The organism is Pseudomonas sp. AN3A02, from assembly GCF_011765255.1.
In the GTDB taxonomy this organism is placed as follows: domain Bacteria; phylum Pseudomonadota; class Gammaproteobacteria; order Pseudomonadales; family Pseudomonadaceae; genus Aquipseudomonas.
This window is the reverse complement of sequence record NZ_JAARNI010000001.1, coordinates 504,639-525,427: the sequence shown is the minus strand read 5'-3', so window position 1 is coordinate 525,427 and position 20,789 is coordinate 504,639. Positions and strand designations below refer to the sequence as shown.

19 protein-coding genes are annotated in these 20,789 nt (G+C 61.7%); 15 read left to right on the top strand and 4 right to left on the bottom strand.

From position 1 onward, the window contains the following. Positions 1–9 precede the first annotated feature (9 nt). The 13 genes from cobO to HBJ59_RS02415 all read left to right on the top strand — a co-directional run bounded on the left by cobO (position 10) and on the right by HBJ59_RS02415 (position 12,010). A complete protein-coding gene (gene cobO / locus HBJ59_RS02475) occupies positions 10–621 on the top strand; it encodes a cob(I)yrinic acid a,c-diamide adenosyltransferase (RefSeq protein ID WP_003210751.1) in 612 nt (203 codons plus the stop codon). Continuing rightward, positions 618–2,009, top strand: a complete 1,392-nt coding sequence (locus tag HBJ59_RS02470) for a cobyrinate a,c-diamide synthase (protein ID WP_167662680.1) — start codon at positions 618–620, stop codon at positions 2,007–2,009. Before cobO ends, HBJ59_RS02470 begins: the two co-directional genes overlap by 4 nt. Then, positions 2,006–2,656: a 5,6-dimethylbenzimidazole synthase gene (bluB, locus tag HBJ59_RS02465; RefSeq protein WP_167662679.1), complete on the top strand. Its 651-nt coding sequence runs from the start codon at positions 2,006–2,008 to the stop codon at positions 2,654–2,656. Before HBJ59_RS02470 ends, bluB begins: the two co-directional genes overlap by 4 nt. After that, entirely contained in the window at positions 2,653–3,561 is a 909-nt protein-coding gene (cbiB, locus tag HBJ59_RS02460; RefSeq protein WP_167662678.1) for an adenosylcobinamide-phosphate synthase CbiB, read from the top strand. The genes bluB and cbiB overlap by 4 nt, the downstream gene beginning before the upstream one ends. Next, positions 3,554–4,543 (top strand): threonine-phosphate decarboxylase CobD, encoded by a 990-nt coding sequence (gene cobD, locus HBJ59_RS02455; protein ID WP_167662677.1) that lies wholly within the window; start codon positions 3,554–3,556, stop codon positions 4,541–4,543. Before cbiB ends, cobD begins: the two co-directional genes overlap by 8 nt. After that, positions 4,540–5,991, top strand: coding sequence for a cobyric acid synthase (locus tag HBJ59_RS02450; protein WP_167662676.1), 1,452 nt, complete (start codon positions 4,540–4,542; stop codon positions 5,989–5,991). Before cobD ends, HBJ59_RS02450 begins: the two co-directional genes overlap by 4 nt. 731 nt (positions 5,992–6,722) lie before the next feature. Further along, the gene (gene cobU / locus HBJ59_RS02445) at positions 6,723–7,244 is read left to right on the top strand and encodes a bifunctional adenosylcobinamide kinase/adenosylcobinamide-phosphate guanylyltransferase (RefSeq protein WP_167662675.1); all 522 of its coding nucleotides are present in this window, start codon (positions 6,723–6,725) and stop codon (positions 7,242–7,244) included. Then, a complete protein-coding gene (gene cobT / locus HBJ59_RS02440; RefSeq protein ID WP_167662674.1) occupies positions 7,241–8,296 on the top strand; it encodes a nicotinate-nucleotide--dimethylbenzimidazole phosphoribosyltransferase in 1,056 nt (351 codons plus the stop codon). Before cobU ends, cobT begins: the two co-directional genes overlap by 4 nt. Further along, positions 8,293–8,868, top strand: coding sequence for an alpha-ribazole phosphatase family protein (cobC, locus tag HBJ59_RS02435; protein WP_076014739.1), 576 nt, complete (start codon positions 8,293–8,295; stop codon positions 8,866–8,868). Before cobT ends, cobC begins: the two co-directional genes overlap by 4 nt. Positions 8,869–8,870: 2 nt before the next feature. Further along, positions 8,871–9,599 (top strand): adenosylcobinamide-GDP ribazoletransferase, encoded by a 729-nt coding sequence (locus HBJ59_RS02430; RefSeq protein WP_167662673.1) that lies wholly within the window; start codon positions 8,871–8,873, stop codon positions 9,597–9,599. Between the two features lie 42 nt (positions 9,600–9,641). Then, a complete protein-coding gene (locus HBJ59_RS02425; protein ID WP_167662672.1) occupies positions 9,642–10,046 on the top strand; it encodes a MarR family winged helix-turn-helix transcriptional regulator in 405 nt (134 codons plus the stop codon). A gap of 62 nt (positions 10,047–10,108) precedes the next feature. Continuing rightward, positions 10,109–11,308 (top strand): MFS transporter, encoded by a 1,200-nt coding sequence (locus HBJ59_RS02420; protein ID WP_167663419.1) that lies wholly within the window; start codon positions 10,109–10,111, stop codon positions 11,306–11,308. A 150-nt stretch (positions 11,309–11,458) separates the two neighbouring features. Next, a complete protein-coding gene (locus HBJ59_RS02415) occupies positions 11,459–12,010 on the top strand; it encodes a glutathione peroxidase (protein WP_167662671.1) in 552 nt (183 codons plus the stop codon). Positions 12,011–12,075: 65 nt separating this feature from the next. Here HBJ59_RS02415 and HBJ59_RS02410 read toward each other — a convergent pair whose 3' ends face one another. The 3 genes from HBJ59_RS02410 to HBJ59_RS02400 all read right to left on the bottom strand — a co-directional run bounded on the left by HBJ59_RS02410 (position 12,076) and on the right by HBJ59_RS02400 (position 14,484). Next, positions 12,076–13,365, bottom strand: a complete 1,290-nt coding sequence (locus HBJ59_RS02410; protein ID WP_076014734.1) for an OmpP1/FadL family transporter — start codon at positions 13,363–13,365, stop codon at positions 12,076–12,078. Positions 13,366–13,511: 146 nt separating this feature from the next. Next, a complete protein-coding gene (locus tag HBJ59_RS02405) occupies positions 13,512–13,994 on the bottom strand; it encodes a hypothetical protein (protein WP_076014733.1) in 483 nt (160 codons plus the stop codon). A 265-nt stretch (positions 13,995–14,259) separates the two neighbouring features. After that, positions 14,260–14,484, bottom strand: coding sequence for a hypothetical protein (locus HBJ59_RS02400; protein WP_003214941.1), 225 nt, complete (start codon positions 14,482–14,484; stop codon positions 14,260–14,262). A gap of 845 nt (positions 14,485–15,329) precedes the next feature. Here HBJ59_RS02400 and HBJ59_RS02395 point away from each other — a divergent pair. After that, positions 15,330–15,653 (top strand): hypothetical protein, encoded by a 324-nt coding sequence (locus HBJ59_RS02395; protein ID WP_076014732.1) that lies wholly within the window; start codon positions 15,330–15,332, stop codon positions 15,651–15,653. 175 nt (positions 15,654–15,828) lie between these two features. Then, entirely contained in the window at positions 15,829–17,193 is a 1,365-nt protein-coding gene (gene rmuC / locus HBJ59_RS02390) for a DNA recombination protein RmuC (RefSeq protein WP_167663418.1), read from the top strand. Between the two features lie 102 nt (positions 17,194–17,295). Here rmuC and HBJ59_RS02385 read toward each other — a convergent pair whose 3' ends face one another. Continuing rightward, positions 17,296–20,766, bottom strand: a complete 3,471-nt coding sequence (locus tag HBJ59_RS02385) for a PAS domain-containing hybrid sensor histidine kinase/response regulator (protein ID WP_167662670.1) — start codon at positions 20,764–20,766, stop codon at positions 17,296–17,298. Positions 20,767–20,789 lie beyond the last annotated feature (23 nt).

Genomic DNA, 20,789 nt, shown 5'->3' with positions numbered 1-20,789 from the left:
AGAGCTGCCATGACTGAATCCCCCGATCGTGACGAACGCCACCTGGCGCGCATGCTGCGCAAAAAAGCCGTGATTGATGAGCGCATTGCCAATTCACCGAACGAGTGCGGGTTGCTGCTGGTGCTCACCGGCAATGGCAAGGGCAAGAGCAGCTCCGCTTTCGGCATGCTGGCCCGGGCCATGGGCCACGGCATGCAGTGCGGTGTGGTGCAGTTCATCAAGGGCCGCAACAGCACCGGTGAAGAACTGTTCTTCCGGCGTTTCCCCGAGCAGGTGCGCTTCCACGTGATGGGCGAAGGTTTTACCTGGGAAACCCAGGACCGTGCGCGCGACATCGTGGCCGCCGAAGCCGCCTGGGCGGTCTCCCGGGAAATGCTGCAGAACCCGGCCATTGGCCTGGTGGTGCTGGACGAGCTGAACATCGCCCTCAAGCACGGCTACCTCGACCTGGACCAGGTGCTCAGCGACCTGCAGGCCCGCCCGCCCATGCAGCACGTGCTGGTGACCGGCCGTGGCGCCAAACCCGAATTGATCGAAATGGCCGACACCGTGACTGAAATGGGCATGCTCAAGCACGCCTTCCAGGCCGGTATCAAGGCGCAGAAAGGCATCGAACTTTGAATCAGCCCCGTCACTGTCCTGCTGTCCTGATCGCCGCACCGGCGTCCGGCCAGGGCAAAACCACCGTCACCGCCGCGCTGGCCCGTTTGCACCGCAACCTGGGGCGCAAGGTGCGGGTATTCAAATGCGGCCCGGACTTTCTCGACCCGATGATCCACGAGCGCGCCAGTGGTGCGCCGGTCTATCAATTGGACATGTGGATGGTGGGCGAGCAGGAAAGTCGCCGGTTGCTGTGGGAAGCGGCGGGGGAAGCCGACCTGATCCTGATCGAAGGCGTGATGGGCCTGTTCGACGGCACGCCGTCCAGCGCCGACCTGGCGCGGCACTTTGGCGTGCCGGTACTGGCGGTGATCGACGGCACGGCCATGGCCCAGACCTTCGGCGCCCTGGCATTGGGCCTGGCGCGCTACCAGCCGGACCTGCCGTTTGCCGGCGTGCTGGCCAACCGTGTTGGTACGCTGCGCCATGCGCAATTGCTCGAAGGCAGCCTTACCGAAGGCCTGCGCTGGTACGGCGCGCTGTCCCGGGAAACCGGCATCGAATTGCCCAGCCGCCACCTTGGCCTGGTGCAGGCCAGCGAACTGAACGACCTTGATCTGCGCCTCGACGCCGCCGCCCAGGCCTTGGGCAGCAGTTGCGAGGTAGCGCTGCCACCGCCGGTGGAATTCGCCGCACCCGAGGTGATCGAGACCCAACCGTTGCTGGCCGGCGTGCGCATTGCCGTGGCCCGCGACGAAGCCTTCGCCTTTACCTACGGCGCCAGCCTCGACCTGCTGCGGGCGATGGGCGCCGAACTGTGCTTCTTCTCGCCGATTCGCGACCGCGCGCTGCCCGAAGCCGACAGCCTCTACCTGCCGGGCGGTTACCCGGAACTGCATCACCAGGCGCTGTCGGAAAATACCCCGATGCTGGACGCCATTCGCGCCCATCACGCTGCAGGCAAACCGCTGCTGGCCGAATGCGGCGGCATGCTCTATCTGCTGGATTCGCTCACCGATGTCGACGGCACCCGTGCCGAACTGGTCGGGCTGCTCCAGGGTGATGCCGTGATGCAAAAGCGTCTGGCGGCACTGGCCCTGCAAAACGTCGAACTGCCCGAAGGCCTGTTGCGCGGCCACACCTACCATCATTCGTTGACCAGCACCGAGTGGCAGCCGATTGCCCGCGGCCTGAGCCCGAATGGCGGGCGCGGCGCCGAGGCGGTTTATCGTCAGGGCCGGATGACGGCTTCCTACGTGCACTTTTACTTCCCGTCCAACCCGACAGCGGTGGCTGCCCTGTTTGCGCCAAGCCTTGAGACCGCCATCGCAGGCAAGCCCGCTCCCACAGTTGACCGAGTTGAAACGCAATCTACTGTGGGAGCGGGCTTGCTCGCGAAGAGGCCATGACTGACAACGCCTTTCCCCAGGCCGACCGCGAAGCCGTCTACCGCGCCATCGCCGAACGCCGCGACATGCGCCACTTCAGCGGCGGCACCGTCGCGCCTGAATTGCTCCACCGCCTGCTGCAAGCCGCTCACCAGGCGCCGAGCGTCGGCTTGATGCAGCCCTGGCGTTTTATCCGCATCAGCGACCGCAACCTGCGCGGCCAGATCCAACAGTTGGTGGAAGAAGAACGCGTACGCACCGCCGAAGCCCTCGGCGAGCGCTCCGACCAGTTCATGAGGCTCAAGGTCGAAGGCATCAACGACTGCGCCGAAGTACTGGTGGCGGCGTTGATGGACGATCGCGAACGGCATATCTTCGGGCGCCGCACCTTGCCGGAAATGGACATGGCCTCGTTGTCCTGCGCGATCCAGAATCTATGGCTGGCAGCCCGGGTCGAAGGGCTGGGCATGGGCTGGGTCTCGCTGTTCGAGCCTCAGGCCCTGGCCGACCTGCTGGGCCTGCCGCCCGGCGCCAAGCCGTTGGCCGTGCTGTGCCTGGGCCCGGTGACCGAGTTCTACCCGGCACCGATGTTGCAGCTCGAAGGCTGGACCGAACCACGGCCACTGAGTGACATGTTGTATGAGAATGTTTGGGGAGTGAGTCAATGAGTGTGGCCTTGCTGAGTGTCGCTGCGGTGGCGCTGGATGCGCTGCTGGGCGAGCCCAGGCGCTGGCATCCGCTGGTGGCGTTCGGCAATTTTGCCGGGCGCATCGAGCAGCGTTTCAACTCCGGCGGCCGTGGCTGGCGCAGTCATGGGGTCACCGCGTGGGTGATCGCGGTGGTGCCGTTGACCCTGTTGGCCACGGCCCTCTCGTGGGCGCCGTATATCGGCTGGGTATTGGAAATCCTTGCGCTGTACTGCGCCCTGGGCATGCGCAGCCTCGGCGAACACGTGCTGCCGGTGGCGCAGGCGCTGCGCAGCGATGACCTGGACGAGGCACGCCAACGCGTCAGCTACCTGGTGAGCCGCCAGACCAGCGAACTGGACCAAACGGAAGTCGCCCGCGCGGCCACCGAATCGGTGCTGGAAAACGGCAGCGATGCAGTGTTCGCTGCACTGTTCTGGTTTGTGGTGGCTGGCGTGCCCGGTGTAGTGCTCTATCGGTTGAGCAACACCCTGGATGCCATGTGGGGCTATCGCAATGAACGCTTTGAGCGTTTCGGCTGGGCCGCGGCAAAGATCGACGACGTGCTCAACTACATTCCGGCGCGCCTGGTGGCGTTGACCTACGCGCTGCTGGGCAAAACCCGCCTGGCCCTCAAATGCTGGCGCACTCAGGGTCCGACCTGGGACAGCCCCAACGCCGGCCCGGTGATGGCGGCAGGTGCCGGCGCCCTCGGCGTGGAGCTGGGTGGTGCAGCGATTTATCACGGCGAGTTGCACCAGCGCCCGCAACTGGGCGAAGGCCCGCCGGCAGATGCGGATTCCATCGAGCGCGGCTGGCAACTGGTGCAACGCGGCGTGTGGCTGTGGTTGTTGATCCTGTGTGTGGGGGCTGAATTTTATGCTTGAGCACGGTGGCCGCCTGCGCAAGGCGGCGTTGCAATACGGCATTCCGGAGGCCGATTGGCTCGACCTGTCCAGCGGCCTGGCGCCGTGGCCGTTCCCGATCCCGGACATCCCGCTGCGGGCCTGGGCGCGCCTGCCTGAAACCGATGACGGCCTGGAACAGGCCGCCTGCGAATATTACGGCGCGACCCACGTACTACCAGTGGCCGGATCCCAGGCCGCGATCCAGTTATTGCCGCGCCTGCGCCGGACGGGCAAGGTCGGGGTGCTGTCGCCGTGCTACGCCGAGCATGCTGAAGCCTGGCGTCGCGCCGGCTATATCGTGCGCGAAGTGTTGGAGCAGGAAGTCGACTTCTTCCTCGACAGCCTCGACGTATTGGTGGTGGTCAACCCCAACAACCCCACCGGCCTGAGCCTGACGCCACAACGCCTGCTGGACTGGCATGCACGGTTGGCCCAGCGTGGCGGCTGGCTGGTGGTGGACGAAGCGTTTATGGACATCACCCCGCAACTGAGCCTGGCGAGCCAAGCCCATCAGGTTGGCCTGATTGTGCTGCGCTCCTTTGGCAAATTCTTCGGTCTGGCCGGCGTGCGGCTAGGGTTTGTGCTGGCCGAGCGCAAGCTGCTCAAGCTGCTTGCCGAACAGGTGGGGCCGTGGGCGGTCAGTGGGCCGACGCGGGTGCTTGGGCAAGCATGCCTGCGTGATACCGCCGGCCATGCGCAACAGCGGTTGCGTTGCGAGTCGGCCAGCCAGCGTCTGTTTGACCTGCTTGAACGCCATGGCCTGCGGCCTCAGGGTGGCTGCGCGTTGTTCCAGTGGATGATCACCGACCGCGCCGGGCAGTTGCATGAATTCCTGGCCCAGCGCGGGATTCTGCTGCGCCTGTTTGTCGACAACAGCAGTCTGCGTTTCGGCCTGCCGGATACCGAGGCCGACTGGCTGCGGCTCGATCAGGCGCTAAGCGCCTACAAGGAAGCCCCATGAGTACCTTGATGGTGCAGGGCACCACATCCGACGCGGGCAAAAGCACGCTGGTGACCGCACTTTGCCGCTGGCTGGTGCGCCAGGGCATACCGGTGGTGCCCTTCAAGCCGCAGAACATGGCGCTCAACAGCGCCGTGACTGCCGAAGGCGGCGAAATCGGCCGAGCCCAAGCGGTGCAGGCCCAGGCCGCCAACCTGGCGCCCCACACCGACATGAACCCGGTGCTGCTCAAACCCAACAGCGACACGGGCTCCCAAGTGATTATCCATGGGCGCGCCGTGACCACCATGAATGCGGTGGCTTATCACGATTACAAAGCCATCGCGATGCAGGCGGTGTTGGCCTCCCATGCGCGGTTGAGTGCGGCGTATACGGTGGTGATGGTCGAGGGCGCGGGTTCGCCGGCCGAGATCAATCTGCGGGCGAACGACATTGCCAACATGGGCTTTGCCGAAGCGGTGGACTGCCCGGTGCTGTTGATTGCCGACATCAATCGTGGCGGGGTGTTTGCGCACCTTGTGGGTACGCTGGAATTGTTGTCGCCGAGCGAACAGGCGCGGGTCAAAGGCTTCATCATCAATCGGTTTCGCGGGGATATTGCGCTGTTGCAGCCGGGGCTGGATTGGCTGGAAGCGCGTACCGGCAAGCCGGTGGTGGGGGTGTTGCCGTATGTGATGGATTTGCATCTGGAGGCTGAGGACGGCATCGACCAGCGCCAGATCGACAAGGCGGCGCAGGTGCTCAAGGTGGTGGTGCCGGTATTGCCGCGGATCAGTAATCACACGGATTTTGATCCGTTGCGGTTGCATCCGCAGGTGGATTTGCAGTTTGTGGGACCGGGGCAGGCGATTCCTGCGGCGGACCTGATTATTTTGCCGGGCTCGAAGAGTGTGCGCAGTGATTTGGCGTATTTGCGGGCCAATGGGTGGGACACGGCGGTGGCGCGGCATCTGCGTTATGGCGGGAAGGTGTTGGGGATTTGTGGTGGGTTGCAGATGCTCGGGGAGCAGGTGCATGACCCGCTTGGGTTGGAAGGGCCTTGCGGATCGAGTGTGGGGTTGGGGTTGTTGGCGTTCAGTACGACGCTTGCGCAGGAGAAGCAGCTGCGTAATGTGCGGGGGCGGTTGTTGCTGGAGGATGCCGAGGTGAGTGGGTATGAGATCCACGCGGGCGTTACCAGTGGCGCTGGTTTGGTGCGGGCTGCGGTGCAGTTGGACGATGGGCGTCGGGATGGGGCGCAGAGTGAGGATGGGCAGGTTCTTGGGACCTATTTGCATGGGTTGTTTGAGAGCCCAGCGGCGTGTGGGGCGTTGTTGCGGTGGGCTGGGTTGGAGGATGTGCAATCGGTGGATTATCACGGGTTGCGGGAGCGGGATATTGAGCGGTTGGCGGATTTGGTAGAGCGGCATTTGGATACGGGTTTGTTGCGTTCGTTGTGTGGGGTTTGAGTTGGTTGTAATGGACCGTGTACATATCCGTTGCTGCGGTAACGGCCGCTTAGGGTTCCGCTCTTACAGCGGGTCACTTTTGGCAAACGCCCCAAAAGTAACCAAAAGGTCTTTGCCCCACCACTCGGTGCCTCGCTTAGGCTCGGCATGCCCGCACTCCGGCCATCGTGGTTGACGGGGCCCGCAGATCAAGATCAAAAGCCAGATCAAAAGCAAGAGCACAGCGGCCTACAGGCCGGCTTGCTTCTCTGTAGGAGCGAGCTTGCTCGCGAAAAACCTGAGATCGCCGCGTTGAATCAGGATGCCCCCGTCATCGTTAACGACCTTCGCGAGCAAGCCCGCTCCCACATTTGGACCGTGCCCGCTTCTGATCTTGCTGTTGCTTCACCACACTCAAGCCGGCCTGTAGGCCGCTGTGCCCTTGATCTGCTTTTGATCTTGATCTTAGGCGCCCCGTTAAACCACGCTGGCCGAACGCAGGCTTTGGAGCGTGGGTAACCCGGCAGGACGCCGGGTTAGCCGCGCTGGGCCAAGGATGGCCCATCGCGGCGGCCCACGGTCCAAAGCCGGAGTGAGGGCACACCGAGCCCAGGCGAGGTGCCGAGTGGTGGGGCAAGAGCCTTTTGGTTACTTTTGGGCTCTTTTCAAAAGTGACCCGCTGTAAGAGCGGAACCCATATCAGCCGTTACCTAAATAACGGATATACACACAGTCAAAAACAGGCACAACCCATGCTCCAGTTGATCCTCGGCGGCGCCCGCTCCGGCAAAAGCCGCCTGGCTGAAAAACTCGCCACCGACAGCGGCCTAAGCGTCACCTACATAGCGACGAGCCAACCCCTGGACGGCGAAATGAACGCACGCATCGCCCACCACCGCGAGCGCCGCCCGGCCGAATGGGGCCTGATCGAGGAGCCCATCGAACTGGCCCGTGTCCTCAAGGAAAACGCCACCCCGAACCATTGCCTGCTGATCGACTGCCTGACCTTATGGCTCACCAACCTGCTGATGCTCGAAGACCCCGACCGTCTCAACGACGAGCGCGAGGCCTTGCTACAAACCCTGGCCACCCTCCCAGGAGAAATCATTTTTGTCAGCAACGAGACCGGAATGGGTGTCGTCCCGCTGGGCGAATTGACTCGCCGCTATGTCGATGAAGCCGGATGGCTGCATCAAGCCTTGGCCGAACGTTGTCAGCGCGTTGTCCTGACCGTCGCCGGCCTGCCCCTGACTTTAAAAGGTACTGCGTTATGACCGACACCTGGTGGCTCAACCCCTGCAAAGCAATCGACACCCAAGCCCACGAACAAGCCCTGGCCCGTCAGCAGCAACTGACCAAGCCCGCCGGCTCCCTCGGCCAACTGGAAGCCGTGGCAGTCCAACTGGCCGGCCTCCAGGGCCAGGTCAAACCCAGCGTCGACCACCTGTGGATCGCCATCTTCGCCGGCGACCACGGTGTAGTCGCCGAAGGTGTCTCCGCCTTCCCCCAGGAAGTCACCGGCCAGATGCTCCACAACTTCGTCACCGGCGGCGCCGCCATCAGCGTGCTTGCGCGCCAACTGGACGCGAAACTGGAGGTAGTCGACCTGGGCACCATCACCCCCACCTTGAACCTGCCCGGCGTACGCCACCTCAATCTCGGCGCCGGCACCGCCAACTTCGTCAACGGTCCGGCCATGACCGAAGCCCAGGGCCGACTGGCCCTGCAAGCCGGCCGCGACAGCGTGCATCGCGCCACCGCGAGTGGCGCGCAACTGTTTATCGGCGGCGAAATGGGCATCGGCAACACCACCGCCGCCAGCGCCCTGGCCTGTGCACTGTTGGACTGCCAGGTCAGCGACCTGACCGGCCCCGGTACCGGCCTGAACGCCCAGGGCGTCAGCCACAAAGTCGCCGTCATCCAACGCGCCCTGGCACTGCACGCAGGCGACCGTGACGACGCACTGAAAACCCTGTTCAACCTCGGCGGCTTTGAAATTGCCGCGCTGGTCGGCGCCTACCTGGCCTGCGCTCAAGAAGGTGTCGTGGTGCTGGTGGACGGTTTTATCTGCACGGTCGCGGCGCTGGTCGCCACGCGCCTGAATCCCGGCTGCCGCGAATGGCTGCTGTTCGGCCATCGCGGTGCCGAGCCTGGCCATCGGCACGTGCTGCAAAGCCTTAATGCCGAGCCGCTGCTGGAACTCGGCCTGCGCCTGGGCGAAGGCAGCGGCGCCGCGCTGGCCGTGCCGTTGCTGCGCCTGGCCTGCGCGCTGCACGGGCAGATGGCAACCTTCGCCGAAGCGGCCGTGGCGGACCGTCCGGCATGACGTTGCACCTGGACCTGCTGCGCCATGGCGAAACCGAACTGGGCGGTGGCTTGCGCGGCAGCCTGGACGATGCCCTCACCGCCAAGGGCTGGGAGCAGATGCGTGCGGCGGTGGTGGAGCAGGGCCCGTGGGATCGACTGGTCAGCTCGCCGCTGCAACGTTGCGCACGGTTTGCTGATGAGTTGGGCGCGCGCCTGAACCTGCCGGTCACCCTGGAAAAAGATCTACAGGAGCTGCACTTCGGCGCCTGGGAAGGGCAGAGCGCCGCAGCCTTGATGGAAACCGATGCCGAAGCGCTGGGTCTGTTCTGGGCTGACCCCTACAGTTTTACACCGCCGCAGGGCGAGCCTGTTTCGCAGTTCTCCGCGCGCGTACTGGGTGCTGTCGCTCGCTTGTATCAAGCTTATGACGGCCAGCGAGTGCTGCTGATCAGCCACGGTGGAGTCATGCGTTTGCTATTGGCCCAGGCGCGTGGTTTGCCTCGTGAGCAACTGCTGAATGTCGAAGTCGGCCACGGTGGCCTGTTCAGCCTGCGGATCGAGGCTGATGGCGTATTAAGGGAAGGAATCTGAGCATGTTGCCGCTCTGGATCGCGTTGCAGTTTCTCAGCAGCCTGCCGATTCGCTTGCCGGGTATGCCGCAGCCGCAGGAGTTGGGGCGGTCATTGCTGTTTTATCCGCTGGTGGGGCTGTTGTTCGGGCTGCTGCTTTGGGGCTTGAACGCCGTATTGATGGGCGCGCCATTGCTGCTGCACGCCGCGCTGCTGTTGACCGCGTGGGTGTTGCTCAGCGGCGGCCTGCACCTGGACGGCCTGGCCGACAGCGCTGACGCCTGGCTCGGTGGCTTCGGCGACCGCGAGCGCACCCTGACCATCATGAAAGACCCGCGCAGCGGGCCGATTGCGGTGGTCACCCTGGGCCTGGTGCTGCTGCTCAAGTTCACCGCGCTGGTGGCGTTGATCGAGCAGCACAACGGCGCCGCGCTGATCCTCGCACCGTTGATTGGCCGCGCTTCGATGTTGGCGCTGTTTCTCACCACGCGCTATGTGCGTGCCGGTGGGTTGGGGCAGGCCTTGGCGGATCATTTGCCACGCATCGTCGGCCAACAGGTGCTGATCCTCAGCGGTCTGGCGTGTATCCTGATCGGCGGTTTCAGCGGCGGGATTGCCGTGTTGCTGGCGGCCGTTTGCTTTATCGGCTTGCGCCAACTGATGGTCAATCGCCTCGGTGGCACCACCGGCGACACCGCAGGCGCGCTGTTGGAGTTGCTGGAAGTGGCTGTGTTGGTCGGTCTGGCGCTGTAACAGTTTCTTGCATTTCATTAATCCCGGGTATATACACGCTCTATGCTTGCTTCCCAATGTTTATGCACCAACCTGCGTCGCGCCGCTCGTGGCGTCAGCAGGCATTACGACGGCGCTCTCGATGGCTTCGGGATCAACGTTGCCCAGTATTCTTTGCTGTGTAACCTGCAGCGCCTCGATCAACCGAGCATTTCCAGCCTGGCCGACGCCATGGGCCTGGATCGCAGCACGCTGGGGCGTAACCTGCGGGTGCTGGAGGGCGAGGGCCTAGTGCAAATGGTGGAGGGCGATGACCTGCGCAACCGCCTGGTTCTGCTGACTGAGGCAGGTAACGAACGGCTTGCTGCGGCATTGCCGGCCTGGGAAGCGGCGCAGCAGAAATTGATTGATAAATTGGGCGCCGAAAAGCGCGAAACCCTGTTGGCCTTGCTGGACGAACTCGCTTGACGCGAGTTTGTTCGATGACAAGCGGGTATATACCCGCGACCGGAGAATAAGAAATGACCTCGATGTGGCGCACCAGCGGCTGGATTCTTGTAGGGAGTGCGCTGATCCTCGCGTTGTCCTTGGGCGTGCGGCATGGCTTTGGCCTGTTCCTGGCGCCCATGAGTGCCGAGTTCGGCTGGGGCCGTGAAACCTTTGCCTTTGCCATCGCCTTGCAAAACCTGATCTGGGGCCTCGCACAGCCTTTTACCGGCGCTTTGGCCGACCGCTTCGGCGCTGCCAAGGTGGTGATGATCGGTGGTGTGCTGTATGCCCTGGGCCTGGTGTTCATGGGCTTGTCGGATTCAGCGTGGTCGCTGTCCCTGAGTGCCGGGTTGCTGATCGGCATTGGCCTGTCGGGCACCTCGTTCTCGGTGATCCTTGGCGTGGTAGGGCGCGCCGTGGCGCCGGAAAAACGCAGCATGGCCATGGGCATCGCCAGCGCTGCCGGCTCCTTTGGCCAGTTCGCCATGTTGCCAGGCACCCTCGGTTTGATCGGCTGGCTCGGCTGGTCCGCCGCGTTGCTGGTGCTGGGTGTGATGGTGGCGCTGATCGTGCCGTTGGTGACCATGCTCAAGGACCGGCCGCTGCCAACAGTAGCGGGTCAACAGACCCTGCGTGAGGCCTTGAGCGAAGCCTGCTCCCATTCAGGATTCTGGCTGTTGGCGTTCGGTTTTTTTGTCTGCGGTTTCCAGGTGGTGTTTATCGGCGTGCACTTGCCGTCGTACCTGGTGGACCAGCACTTGCCGGCTTCTGTGGGTACCACGGTACTGGCATTGATCGGCCTGTTTAATATCTTCGGCACATATACGGCGGGATGGCTCGGCGGGCGTATGTCCAAGCCACGCTTGTTGACCGGTTTGTACCTGCTGCGAGCGGTGGTGATAGTGATCTTCCTGTGGGCGCCGGTGACGCAGACCAGCGCCTACCTGTTTGGCATGGCCATGGGCTTCTTGTGGCTGTCCACGGTGCCGCTGACCAACGGCACGGTCGCGACCTTGTTTGGTGTCAGAAACCTTTCCATGCTCGGTGGGATCGTGTTCCTGTTCCACCAACTGGGTTCATTCCTCGGCGGCTGGCTGGGCGGGGTGGTCTATGATCGAACCGGTAGCTACGATTTGATCTGGCAGGTGGCAATCGTCCTGAGCCTGGTGGCAGCGGCCCTGAACTGGCCGGTGCGCGAGCGCCCGGTAGCACGTTTGCAGGCGCAAATGGGGGTGGCATGAATTCGACCTGGCATTGGCTCGGCGCCGCAGGGGCTGCAATCTTGCTGCTCCTGGCGTGGTGGGGCTGGCAACAGGGTGGCCTGGCATTGATGCAGTTGGGCATGGCGATCTGTTAAGTTCTGTGTCTGAGACTTTTCAAGGACACCTGATATGCAGATGCGCTGGCTTGCAGTACCCGCTCTGATGGTGGCTTTTGGCGGTGTCGCCATGGCTGCCGATTGCCCGCCGTTGCTTGAAGGGCAGTTGCCCAAGCTGCGCGCCAAGGAATCCATCGACCTGTGCCAGCGCTTTGCCGGCAAGCCGCTGGTGATCGTCAACACCGCCAGCTTCTGCGGGTTTGCGCCGCAGTTCAAAGGGCTAGAAGCCTTGTACCAGCGCTACAAGGGCCAGGGGCTGGAAGTGATCGGCGTGCCGTCCGATGACTTCAAGCAGGAAGCTAAGACCGGGGAGGAAACTGCCAAGGTTTGTTATGTGAACTACGGCGTGACCTTCACCATGACCGAGCCACAGAAGGTCAAGGGCCCGGACGCGGTGCATCTGTTCAAGATCCTGGCGCAGCAGGCCAGCGCGCCGAAATGGAATTTCTACAAGTACGTAGTGGATCGCCAAGGCAAGGTGATCGCCAGTTTCTCCAGCCTGACCAAGCCGGATAACCCGGATCTGATCAAGGCAGTGGAAGAGGCGCTGGCTTCCAAACCCTGATCGCCGCCTACTAAAAAGCCCCGCCTCTTTTGCAAGAGAGCGGGGCTTTTTTATGTCGCTTTACATCAGAACTTGTACGTCACACCCAGGCCGAAACCGTTGGCGCTGTTTTCGTACTTGGCGTTGTAGGACTGGCCCAATGCGTTAGCGCGTGCAACTTTGACAGGCTCTTCCTTGAGGTAGGAGTAAGCCAGGTCGACGGTCATGTTCGGCATTACGTCGTAGCCCAGGCCGAGACTGAAGATCGTCCGATCACCGGTAGGGATGCGAGGCGAGCGATCAGTGTTGTTGGTCGGCGACTGGTCAAACGTCAGGCCGGTACGCAGTACCACCTGCTTGGTCACGCGGTACGAAGTACCCAAGGCGTAGGCCCAGGTATCGTGCCAGTTCTGGTCTTCCTTGATGGTGCCGACAATTTGCGGAGCCAGAGCGCCACTGCCTGCGGCGGCCGATACGCCTTCGTTATTGACGGTGATGTCTTTCAGGCGGCTCCAGCGAGTCCATGTTGCGCCCGCGTAGAGTTTCCAGGCGTCGCTCAGGTCTTGAGTAACAGACAGATCCCAGGATTCAGGAGTGTCGATCTTCAACGAAGCGTCGTAACGACCGTTGTTCAAGAGACTGGCAGGAACGTTGGCCCCCTTGGTCACTTCGGTATGGCCTTCGAGCTTGTACTTCACTTTCGAGTGATAGGTCAGGCCCACTCGAGTGGTGTCAGTGGCTTGTACCAGCAGGCCGGCATTGAAGCCGAGTGCGGTGTCATCACCCTTGATCTTGATGTTGTTGGAACCGGTCCCCGCGATTGGCAGGTTGATATCGGACTCAAGCGTACCGGCGATACGGTTGATAGTCGGACCAAAACCAATCGATACCCGGTCGTTGAAGGCATAGCTGACGGTTGGCTGGAAGGTGATGACCTTCACTTCGCTCTTACTGCCGAATGCTTTGCCCTGGAAGCCGCTTTCGTAGTCAGTCACCAGGCCAAAGGGTGCATAGACGCCGAAACCGACAGCCCATTGCTCATTGAGTTTATTGGTGTAGAAACCGAAAGGAACGGCAGTGAAAGGGACCATGTCGCCTTTGTTGCTACCGCTGGAGCGGCCACTGACATCTTTGATGTTGGTGGAGGCATCGATCGCAGCAACACCACCTGTAACTTGCTGGCCTTCAAGGCGAGCCATACCGGCAGGGTTACCATAAACGGTGCTTGCGTTTTCGGCAGATGAAGAACGTCCCGCAAAACCGGTACCCATCCCGGCAACGTCTTGTTCGTTGAGGGCAAAGCCGCTCGCGAACACGTGGGAGGATGCCATTGCAACGGCGAGGCTAAGTGTCGTCTTGAGCATTACTTTTTTCATTATTAGAACTCCGTGGTGATCACCGCTGCGGAAAGTAACAATAAATTTATGTTTGCGCTATAGGCTGAAACATAGGAGATAGAGCGGTTTTGTAGGACAATCCGACCAAAATCAACGTTTTTAGCCGAATCTTGCAAATCGCCCGGTCAACAGGCGACGTGATTCATGGTTGAAACACAGGTTTGCCAGGCCTGGGTGAAATCCCGAAGCCGACCCTGAGGGTGAAATATTTCTTTCCAGATACGCGCCATCGCCAATACATCGTCGGCTGGCGGCAGGGAAGGGCGGTGCTGTTCCACCAGCAGCCAGGCGATGGCGGTGGCGTAACGCAGGTTGACCGTCAGCTCAAGCTGCGGCCCGCTGAGGAAGGCATGCTGGCTGGCGAGGCCGCGAACCAGGCTGGCGCGCTCGGGGTCCAGCGCCAGGTAGTTATCCCACAACGCACGGTGGCGCGGTTCGGTGATGCTGTAGAGGCCATGGCCGCGGCGGTCGTGCAGGGCTGATCCGAGTGCCGACTGGCTGGCGGCGATGCCCAGCAGCAGGGATTCAGCAGTCGGGTTATCACGACCCAGGTAAAGCAGGGTGGGCCGGATCACATAACGACACAATTCGCTGGCGGCGATGCCCATAAAAGCCTCAATCCATGAAATTGGTCGGCGATACCTGAGAGGGGGCTTGGCAGCAGTGAATCGGATCTCAGGCTCGCCGGAAGCGGATCATGCCGCTTGAGTTGAAGTGTAGTGTCATATTTACGACGTAAAGGACTGTTTTTAAAATATTTTTATCATTTAGTTATATCGTTTATATCAATTTAAACTTAGCGCGCCTGAATTTCAGGCAATAAAAAACCCCGGGTTTTAACCGGGGTTTTTGTGTTTCAGCGATCCGGGTCGATCAGGCAACCAGTGCCTGGCGAGTACGATCGATCACGGCCTGCAGCGGTTCTGCGCTGGAGTATTGATCGGGGTACAGGCGTTCGCTGTGACGAGCGATGCCGTGTTCGTTGACCAGGGTAAAGCTGAAGCAGCCTTTGCGAGCGGCCATGATCAGGCAGTTCATTGGTGCAAAAGCGTTGGTGAGGGTGCGAATGGCATCCTGAGTGTGGATTTGAGTGGACATATTATTGGTGTTCCTACAAATGACACGGTTAAGAACCGTGCAACGTTAAAACGTTCCAGTGACGTTGATCACTATTGATCGAACGAAGAACCCGACTGGAACAAAGCAGCCAGTTTGAAGCGCTATTAAGTTGGCGCGCTTGGGCTGGCAGGTAGGTACTTAGGAGGGCAGGCAACACAACAGGGGCAAAGGTTCTGGGCCCAGGGTGAAGATCCTGATCAATCTGCAGGTTGGTTCTTTCAGAGTATTGAGACTTCGCGACACCCTTTGCTTGTTCAAAGGCTGTGTCGTCGCAAGTGATACCTGGAAACCATCGAGGTGGTCGATCCCTTTTTGTCGGCGGTGCCGTGAGGGAGTTGTTCGACCAGAATTGACTTTCAGCTTGGTACTAACGCCGCGGATAGTAACGGATTGAAACGATGAAAGGAAGTGTGCTAGACAAAAAACTTTTCTGGCCGTGGTGCGTCGGTAACATCCATCAGCAGCCGTCTGACAAAAAAACACGGTTGATATAACCGCCAGATGGGTAGTTGTGCACATTGGTTGCGCGCTGTGTCACCGTCCTGACATAAACCCATCAGCGCCCCCGGGTGCCTGCAACTAAAATTTAAGTCAATGAAAAATCGAGCTTTTTTTTATTGGTGAAAAAATCGTCAGTTTGACTGCGGCCCCCATTCCATGGGCCTTTGCGGGAGTTACAGAACGGTTGTCCACTGAGTTATCCACAGCTTCTGTGGATTGTCCCAAGCGCTTGCTCTAGGACGGGCGTGCAGGGTTTTTTCAGCTTTACCTGTACGAAAAAAAGAGTAGAGTGGCGCGCCTTCCGTTCTGTCCCACAGTGCTTTATGAAGTTTCGCTCAGTATCACCTTCTGTTACCGACAGCCCTCAGGTTGTTACCGCACCCAAGCGTTTTTCCCTGAAAGTTGCCTTGTGGCTGCTCGACAGCCCGCGCCTGGGCCACAGCTCCAACGTCAAGCATTTCGCCGGGCATTTGCTCAAGCAACCGGCTCGCGCTGGCGTGGTGGTAGCGCAAAGCCGCCTGGGCCAGTTGATGTGCCGCGAGTGCGGCAACGCCCGGGACCGCCGCATTGGCCACGACCTGCTGCGCCAGGCCGCCCGCGCCGGCGACCGCATCGCCCAGCGTGAACTGGGCCAGATCGAAGACTGAGCTGTCCTCAATGCGCAGGCTTGGTTAACCTTCTTCTTTTCGGGTGACGGCAGGAATCGCTATGGCTTTTGACTGGACCAGTGTTGCGCTGGGTCTCGCCGGTGCTGGATTGCCGCTGTTGGGGCTGTGCTGGCAGATTCAGCGAAAACTGACGGCGCGAATGGCCGGCTGGGAATTGCTCGAAGAGCGCCTGGCCACCGCACAAATGGCCCAGGAAGGGCTGGCCGCGCAGCTGGACGCCAGCCGCGACGAAATCAGCGACCTCAGCCAGGCCAATGCGGCCAAACAGGCCGACCTGGCTGCGGTGCGCCGCGAAGTCGAACTGCTGCAGATCGACCGCGACAATGCCCGCGACGCCGCCCACGCCTGGAACCTCGACCGTTCCGCCAAAGAAACCGAGCTTCGCCGCCTGGACGCCTTGTCTGCCTCCCTGCGTGCCGAACTGCGCGAGCAACAGGAAAGCCATCAGCAACGCCTCAGCGATCTGCAAGGTTCCCGCGACGAGCTGCGCGCGCAATTCGCTGAACTCGCCGGGAAGATCTTCGACGAGCGCGAACAGCGCTTTGCCGAAACCAGCCAGCAGCGCCTCGGCCAATTGCTCGACCCGCTCAAGGAGCGCATTCAGTCGTTCGAAAAGCGCGTCGAAGAAAGCTACCAGAGCGAAGCCCGTGAGCGGTTTTCCCTGGCCAAGGAACTGGAGCGCCTGCAACAGCTGAACCTGCGACTGTCCGATGAAGCCACCAACCTGACCCGCGCCCTTAAGGGTCAGAAAACCCAGGGCAACTGGGGTGAGTTGATCCTGGAGCGAGTGCTGGAACATGCAGGCCTGGAAAAGGGTCGCGAGTACCAGACTCAGGTCAACCTCAAGGGCCCGGACGGCGAGCGCTTCCAGCCTGACGTGTTGATCATGTTGCCGGGTGACAAGCAGGTAGTGGTGGACTCCAAGGTCAGCCTGACCGCCTATCAACAGTACGTTTCCGAGGATGACCAGGCGATCGGCCAGGTGGCCCTCAAGCAACACGTACTGTCGTTGCGCAACCACGTCAAAGGCCTTGCCGGCAAGGACTACAAACGTCTCGAAGGCCTGCACAGCCTGGATTTCGTGCTGCTGTTCGTGCCCATCGAAGCCGCGTTTTCGGCTGCGCTCCAAGCCGAGCCGAACCTGTTCCAGGAAGCCTTTGACCGCAATATCGTGATCGTCAGCCCGACCACGCTGCTGGCCACCTTGCGGGTGATCGACAGCCTTTGGAAACAGGAACGGCAAAGCCAGAACGCCCGGGAAATCGCCGAGCGTGCCGGCTGGCTGTACGACAAGTTCGTGCTGTTTATCCAGGACCTGGACGAGGTGGGCAACCGCCTGCAGCAGTTGGACAAAGCCTACAGCGCAGCGCGCAACAAGCTGACCGATGGGCGCGGCAACCTGGTGAGCCGCACCGAACAACTGAAGCTGCTCGGTGCCCGCGCCAGCAAAAGCCTGCCGGCCGACCTGCTGGAACGCGCGATGACCGATGAAGACGGCGTGGCGCAGTTGCCAGAATAGTCACCGGTCTCTGTAGGAGCTGGCTTGCCTGCGATGCAGACACCTCGGTCCTCCAGATACACCGAGGCGATGCCATCGCAGGCAAGCCAGCTTCCACAGGGGCTAAAGCGGCAGGTGCCGGCTTAACAAGGCCCGCAATGCCGCCGGCTTCACCGGCTTGGCCAGGTAGTCCAACCCTGCCGCATGCACCTGGGCCACCATCTCCGGCCGTCCATCGGCACTGATCACCACACCCGGAATCGGCTCCGCCAGTTGTGCACGCAGCCAGCCCATCAATTCGGTGCCGGTTTCGCCGTTGTCCAGGTGGTAATCCACCAGGGCCAGTTGCGGGCGCACACCCTCGGCCAGCAGCGCGGCACATTGTGCCTGGTCACGCGCGGTCCAGACCTCGCAGCCCCAGCGCGTGAGCAGACTGCGCATGCCGATCAGGATGCTTTCTTCGTTATCCACACACAGCACCTGCGCGCCACTCAACGGCTGGCCGCTTTCCTGCGCTGGCTTGGCAGGCGCGCTGACCTGGCTGCGCGCCAACGGCACGCGCACGCTGAACACGCTGCCTTTGCCCGGCCATGAACGCACACTCAAGCGATGCCCCAGCACGCGGCACAAGCCGTCGGCAATCGCCAAGCCCAGACCGAGGCCTTTCTCGGCACGGGTCTGGTGACTGTCCAGGCGTTTGAATTCCTCAAAAATGACTTTTTGCTTGTCCTGGGGAATGCCGGGACCACGGTCCCACACCTCAAGGCACAGTTCGCCACGCCGGCGCCTGACACCCAGCAACACCGGCCCGTCGGCATACCGGAACGCGTTGGTCAGGAAATTTTGCAACACCCGCCGCAACAACTTGATGTCGCTGTCGACCCGCAAACGGCTGCCCCGCAGGCGGAAGCGCAAACCCTGTTCCTGGGCCAGCGCCTTGAACTCGGCGCCCAACGTATCGAACAGTTCATTGAGCACGAAGGGCTGGCGCTGCGGATTGATCTTGCCGTTTTCCAGGCGTGAAATATCCAGCAAGTCGCTGATCAGGTCTTCCGCCGAACGCAGTGAACTGTCCAGATGCTGCACCAGCTGCCGGGCGTCCGGCGACATGCCGTCGTTCTGGTGGGAGAGGGCGGCAGAGAACAGCCTTGCGGCGTTCAACGGCTGCATCAAGTCGTGACTGACCGCCGCGAGGAACCGGGTTTTCGACTGGCTGGCCGTCTCGGCGACACCCTTGGCATCGGTCAGGGCAACGTTGAGTTGCGACAGTTCGTGAGTACGCTCGGTCACCCGCTGCTCGAGGCCTTCGTTGGCCTCGGTCAACGCCTGCTCGGCTTCGCGGAACGCGGTGATGTCGGTGAAACTCATGACAAACCCGCCGCCCGGCATCGGGTTGCCGATCAGCTCGATCACCCGGCCATTGGGAAACAGCCGTTCGGAGGTATGCGCGCGGCCCTGGCGCATCCAGTGCAGGCGGCGCGCCACGTGCACTTCGGCCTCGCCCGGGCCGCACAGCCCGCGCTCGGCGTTGTAGCGAATGATGTCGGCAATCGGCCGGCCCACGCTGATCAGCCCCTCGGGGTAATTGAATAGCTCCAGGTACCGCCGGTTCCACGCCACCAGCCGCAACGACTGGTCCACCACGCTGATGCCCTGGGTGATGTTCTCGATGGCGCCTTGCAGCAATGCCCGGTTGAACTGCAGTACTTCCGACGCTTCGTCGGCGATGCGTACTACGTCCTCCAGCTGCATTTCCCGGCCTTCAATGGCGGCTTTCACCACCGCCCGGGTCGACGAAGCGCCGAGCACACCGGCCAGCAGGCGCTCGGTGTGGGCGATCCAATCGTTGTCGGCGTTCTGGTTAGGGTTAAAGCCTTTGCCCTGGCGATAGGCGAAGCGCACAAAACTCTGGTGAGCCCGTTCTTCACCGACAAACCGCGCCGCGAGGCTGAGCAAATCATTGATCTGCACCGAAAGCATCGAGCGGGCGCTGGCCCGCTGGCTGGTTTCCTGGCCGATAAAACGCCCGGCCTGCCAATGCTCCGACACCCGCGTACGCGACAGCATCGAGACCCACACAAACAGTGTGAAGTTACCCGCCAGGGAAAACACGGTGCCCAGCGTCAGGGACGTCACCGACAAGCCCAGCGGGTGCGAATGCAGCCACGTCATGCCTGGGAAAAGGCTGAACGACCAGCCGAGACTTTTCGCCGTGACCGGTAGGACCAAGGTGTAGAACCACAGGAATGTACCCGCCGCCAACCCGGCAAATACTCCGCGTCGGTTGGCCTGTTTCCAATACAGCGCACCGAGCATGGCCGGTGCCAGTTGCGTCACCGCCGCAAAGGCAATCTGGCCAATGGTTGCAAGGCTCGCAGAGGATCCCAGCAACCGATAACTGACGTAAGCCAGCAGCAGGATGATGACAATGCTCACCCGGCGCACCGACAGCATCCAGTGACGGAAGACTTCGAACGGCCGCTCGGCGCTGGAGCGTCGCAGCAGCCAGGGCAGCAGCATGTCGTTGGAGACCATGGTCGACAGCGCGATGCTCGCGACGATCACCATGCCCGTCGCCGCCGAGGCTCCGCCGATAAACGCCAGTACCGCCAGGGCCGGATGGGCTTCGGCCAATGGCAGGCTGATCACGTAGGAATCCGGCAATACCGAGCCTGGCAGCAGCATTTTCCCGCCGAGGGCAATCGGGATCACAAACAGGGCGGCCAGGATCAGATAGGCCGGGAACACCCACTTGGCCAGGCGCAGGTCCTGGGGGTCGATATTCTCCACCACGGTGACGTGGAACTGCCGCGGCAGGCAGATGATTGCCATCATCGCGACGCCGGTCTGCACCACCATCGAGGGCCAGTTGACGGTCTCTTTCCAGTATTCCTCCAGTCGCGGCGCAAGCATCGCCTGGCTGAACAAATCCTCGAACCCGTCGTACAGCCCGTAGGTCACAAACGCACCGACGGCGAGAAACGCGAACAGCTTGACCAGGGATTCAAACGCAATCGCCAGCACCATGCCTCGGTGGTGTTCCGTGGCGTCCAGGTTGCGGGTACCAAACACAATGGTGAACAACGCCAGCACCAGCGACACAATCAGCGCCGTGTCCTGGGAACGGGTGCCCGTGGTGTCGGCGTTGGCCCCGATCAGCAGGTTCACCCCCAGCACAATGCCTTTGAGCTGCAAGGCGATATAAGGCAGGACGCCCACCAGACAGATCAGCGCCACCACCACTGCAAGGGATTGGGATTTGCCATAACGGGCGGCGATAAAGTCGGCGATGGAGGTGATGTTTTCCTGCTTGCTGATCAGCACCATCTTTTGCAGGACCCACGGCGCCAACACCAGCAGCAGCACCGGCCCCAAGTAGATCGGTAAAAACGCCCACAACTGTTCGGCCGCCTGGCCTACGGCACCAAAGAATGTCCAGCTGGTGCAATACACCGCCAGCGACAGGCTATACACCCAGGCACGCATCCGCGGCGGCAATGGCGCATGGCGACGGTCACCGTAAAAGGCGATGGCAAACATAATGGCCATATAGGCCAGGGCAACGGCGGCGATCAGCCCGCTGGACAGCGTCATGAGAACTCCAGACATAAGAACGC

Coding starts and splice junctions, on each gene's coding strand:
- HBJ59_RS02410 (WP_076014734.1), bottom strand. CDS start 13,365: ATGAAAAAAGTAATGCTCAAGACGACACTTAGCCTCGCCGTTGCAATG.
- cobD (WP_167662677.1), top strand. CDS start 3,554: ATGCTTGAGCACGGTGGCCGCCTGCGCAAGGCGGCGTTGCAATACGGC.
- cobU (WP_167662675.1), top strand. CDS start 6,723: ATGCTCCAGTTGATCCTCGGCGGCGCCCGCTCCGGCAAAAGCCGCCTG.
- HBJ59_RS02415 (WP_167662671.1), top strand. CDS start 11,459: ATGCAGATGCGCTGGCTTGCAGTACCCGCTCTGATGGTGGCTTTTGGC.
- HBJ59_RS02385 (WP_167662670.1), bottom strand. CDS start 20,766: ATGACGCTGTCCAGCGGGCTGATCGCCGCCGTTGCCCTGGCCTATATG.
- HBJ59_RS02430 (WP_167662673.1), top strand. CDS start 8,871: ATGTTGCCGCTCTGGATCGCGTTGCAGTTTCTCAGCAGCCTGCCGATT.
- cobO (WP_003210751.1), top strand. CDS start 10: ATGACTGAATCCCCCGATCGTGACGAACGCCACCTGGCGCGCATGCTG.
- bluB (WP_167662679.1), top strand. CDS start 2,006: ATGACTGACAACGCCTTTCCCCAGGCCGACCGCGAAGCCGTCTACCGC.
- HBJ59_RS02405 (WP_076014733.1), bottom strand. CDS start 13,994: ATGGGCATCGCCGCCAGCGAATTGTGTCGTTATGTGATCCGGCCCACC.
- cobT (WP_167662674.1), top strand. CDS start 7,241: ATGACCGACACCTGGTGGCTCAACCCCTGCAAAGCAATCGACACCCAA.
- HBJ59_RS02400 (WP_003214941.1), bottom strand. CDS start 14,484: ATGTCCACTCAAATCCACACTCAGGATGCCATTCGCACCCTCACCAAC.
- HBJ59_RS02425 (WP_167662672.1), top strand. CDS start 9,642: ATGCTTGCTTCCCAATGTTTATGCACCAACCTGCGTCGCGCCGCTCGT.
- HBJ59_RS02450 (WP_167662676.1), top strand. CDS start 4,540: ATGAGTACCTTGATGGTGCAGGGCACCACATCCGACGCGGGCAAAAGC.
- cobC (WP_076014739.1), top strand. CDS start 8,293: ATGACGTTGCACCTGGACCTGCTGCGCCATGGCGAAACCGAACTGGGC.
- HBJ59_RS02420 (WP_167663419.1), top strand. CDS start 10,109: ATGTGGCGCACCAGCGGCTGGATTCTTGTAGGGAGTGCGCTGATCCTC.
- HBJ59_RS02395 (WP_076014732.1), top strand. CDS start 15,330: ATGAAGTTTCGCTCAGTATCACCTTCTGTTACCGACAGCCCTCAGGTT.
- cbiB (WP_167662678.1), top strand. CDS start 2,653: ATGAGTGTGGCCTTGCTGAGTGTCGCTGCGGTGGCGCTGGATGCGCTG.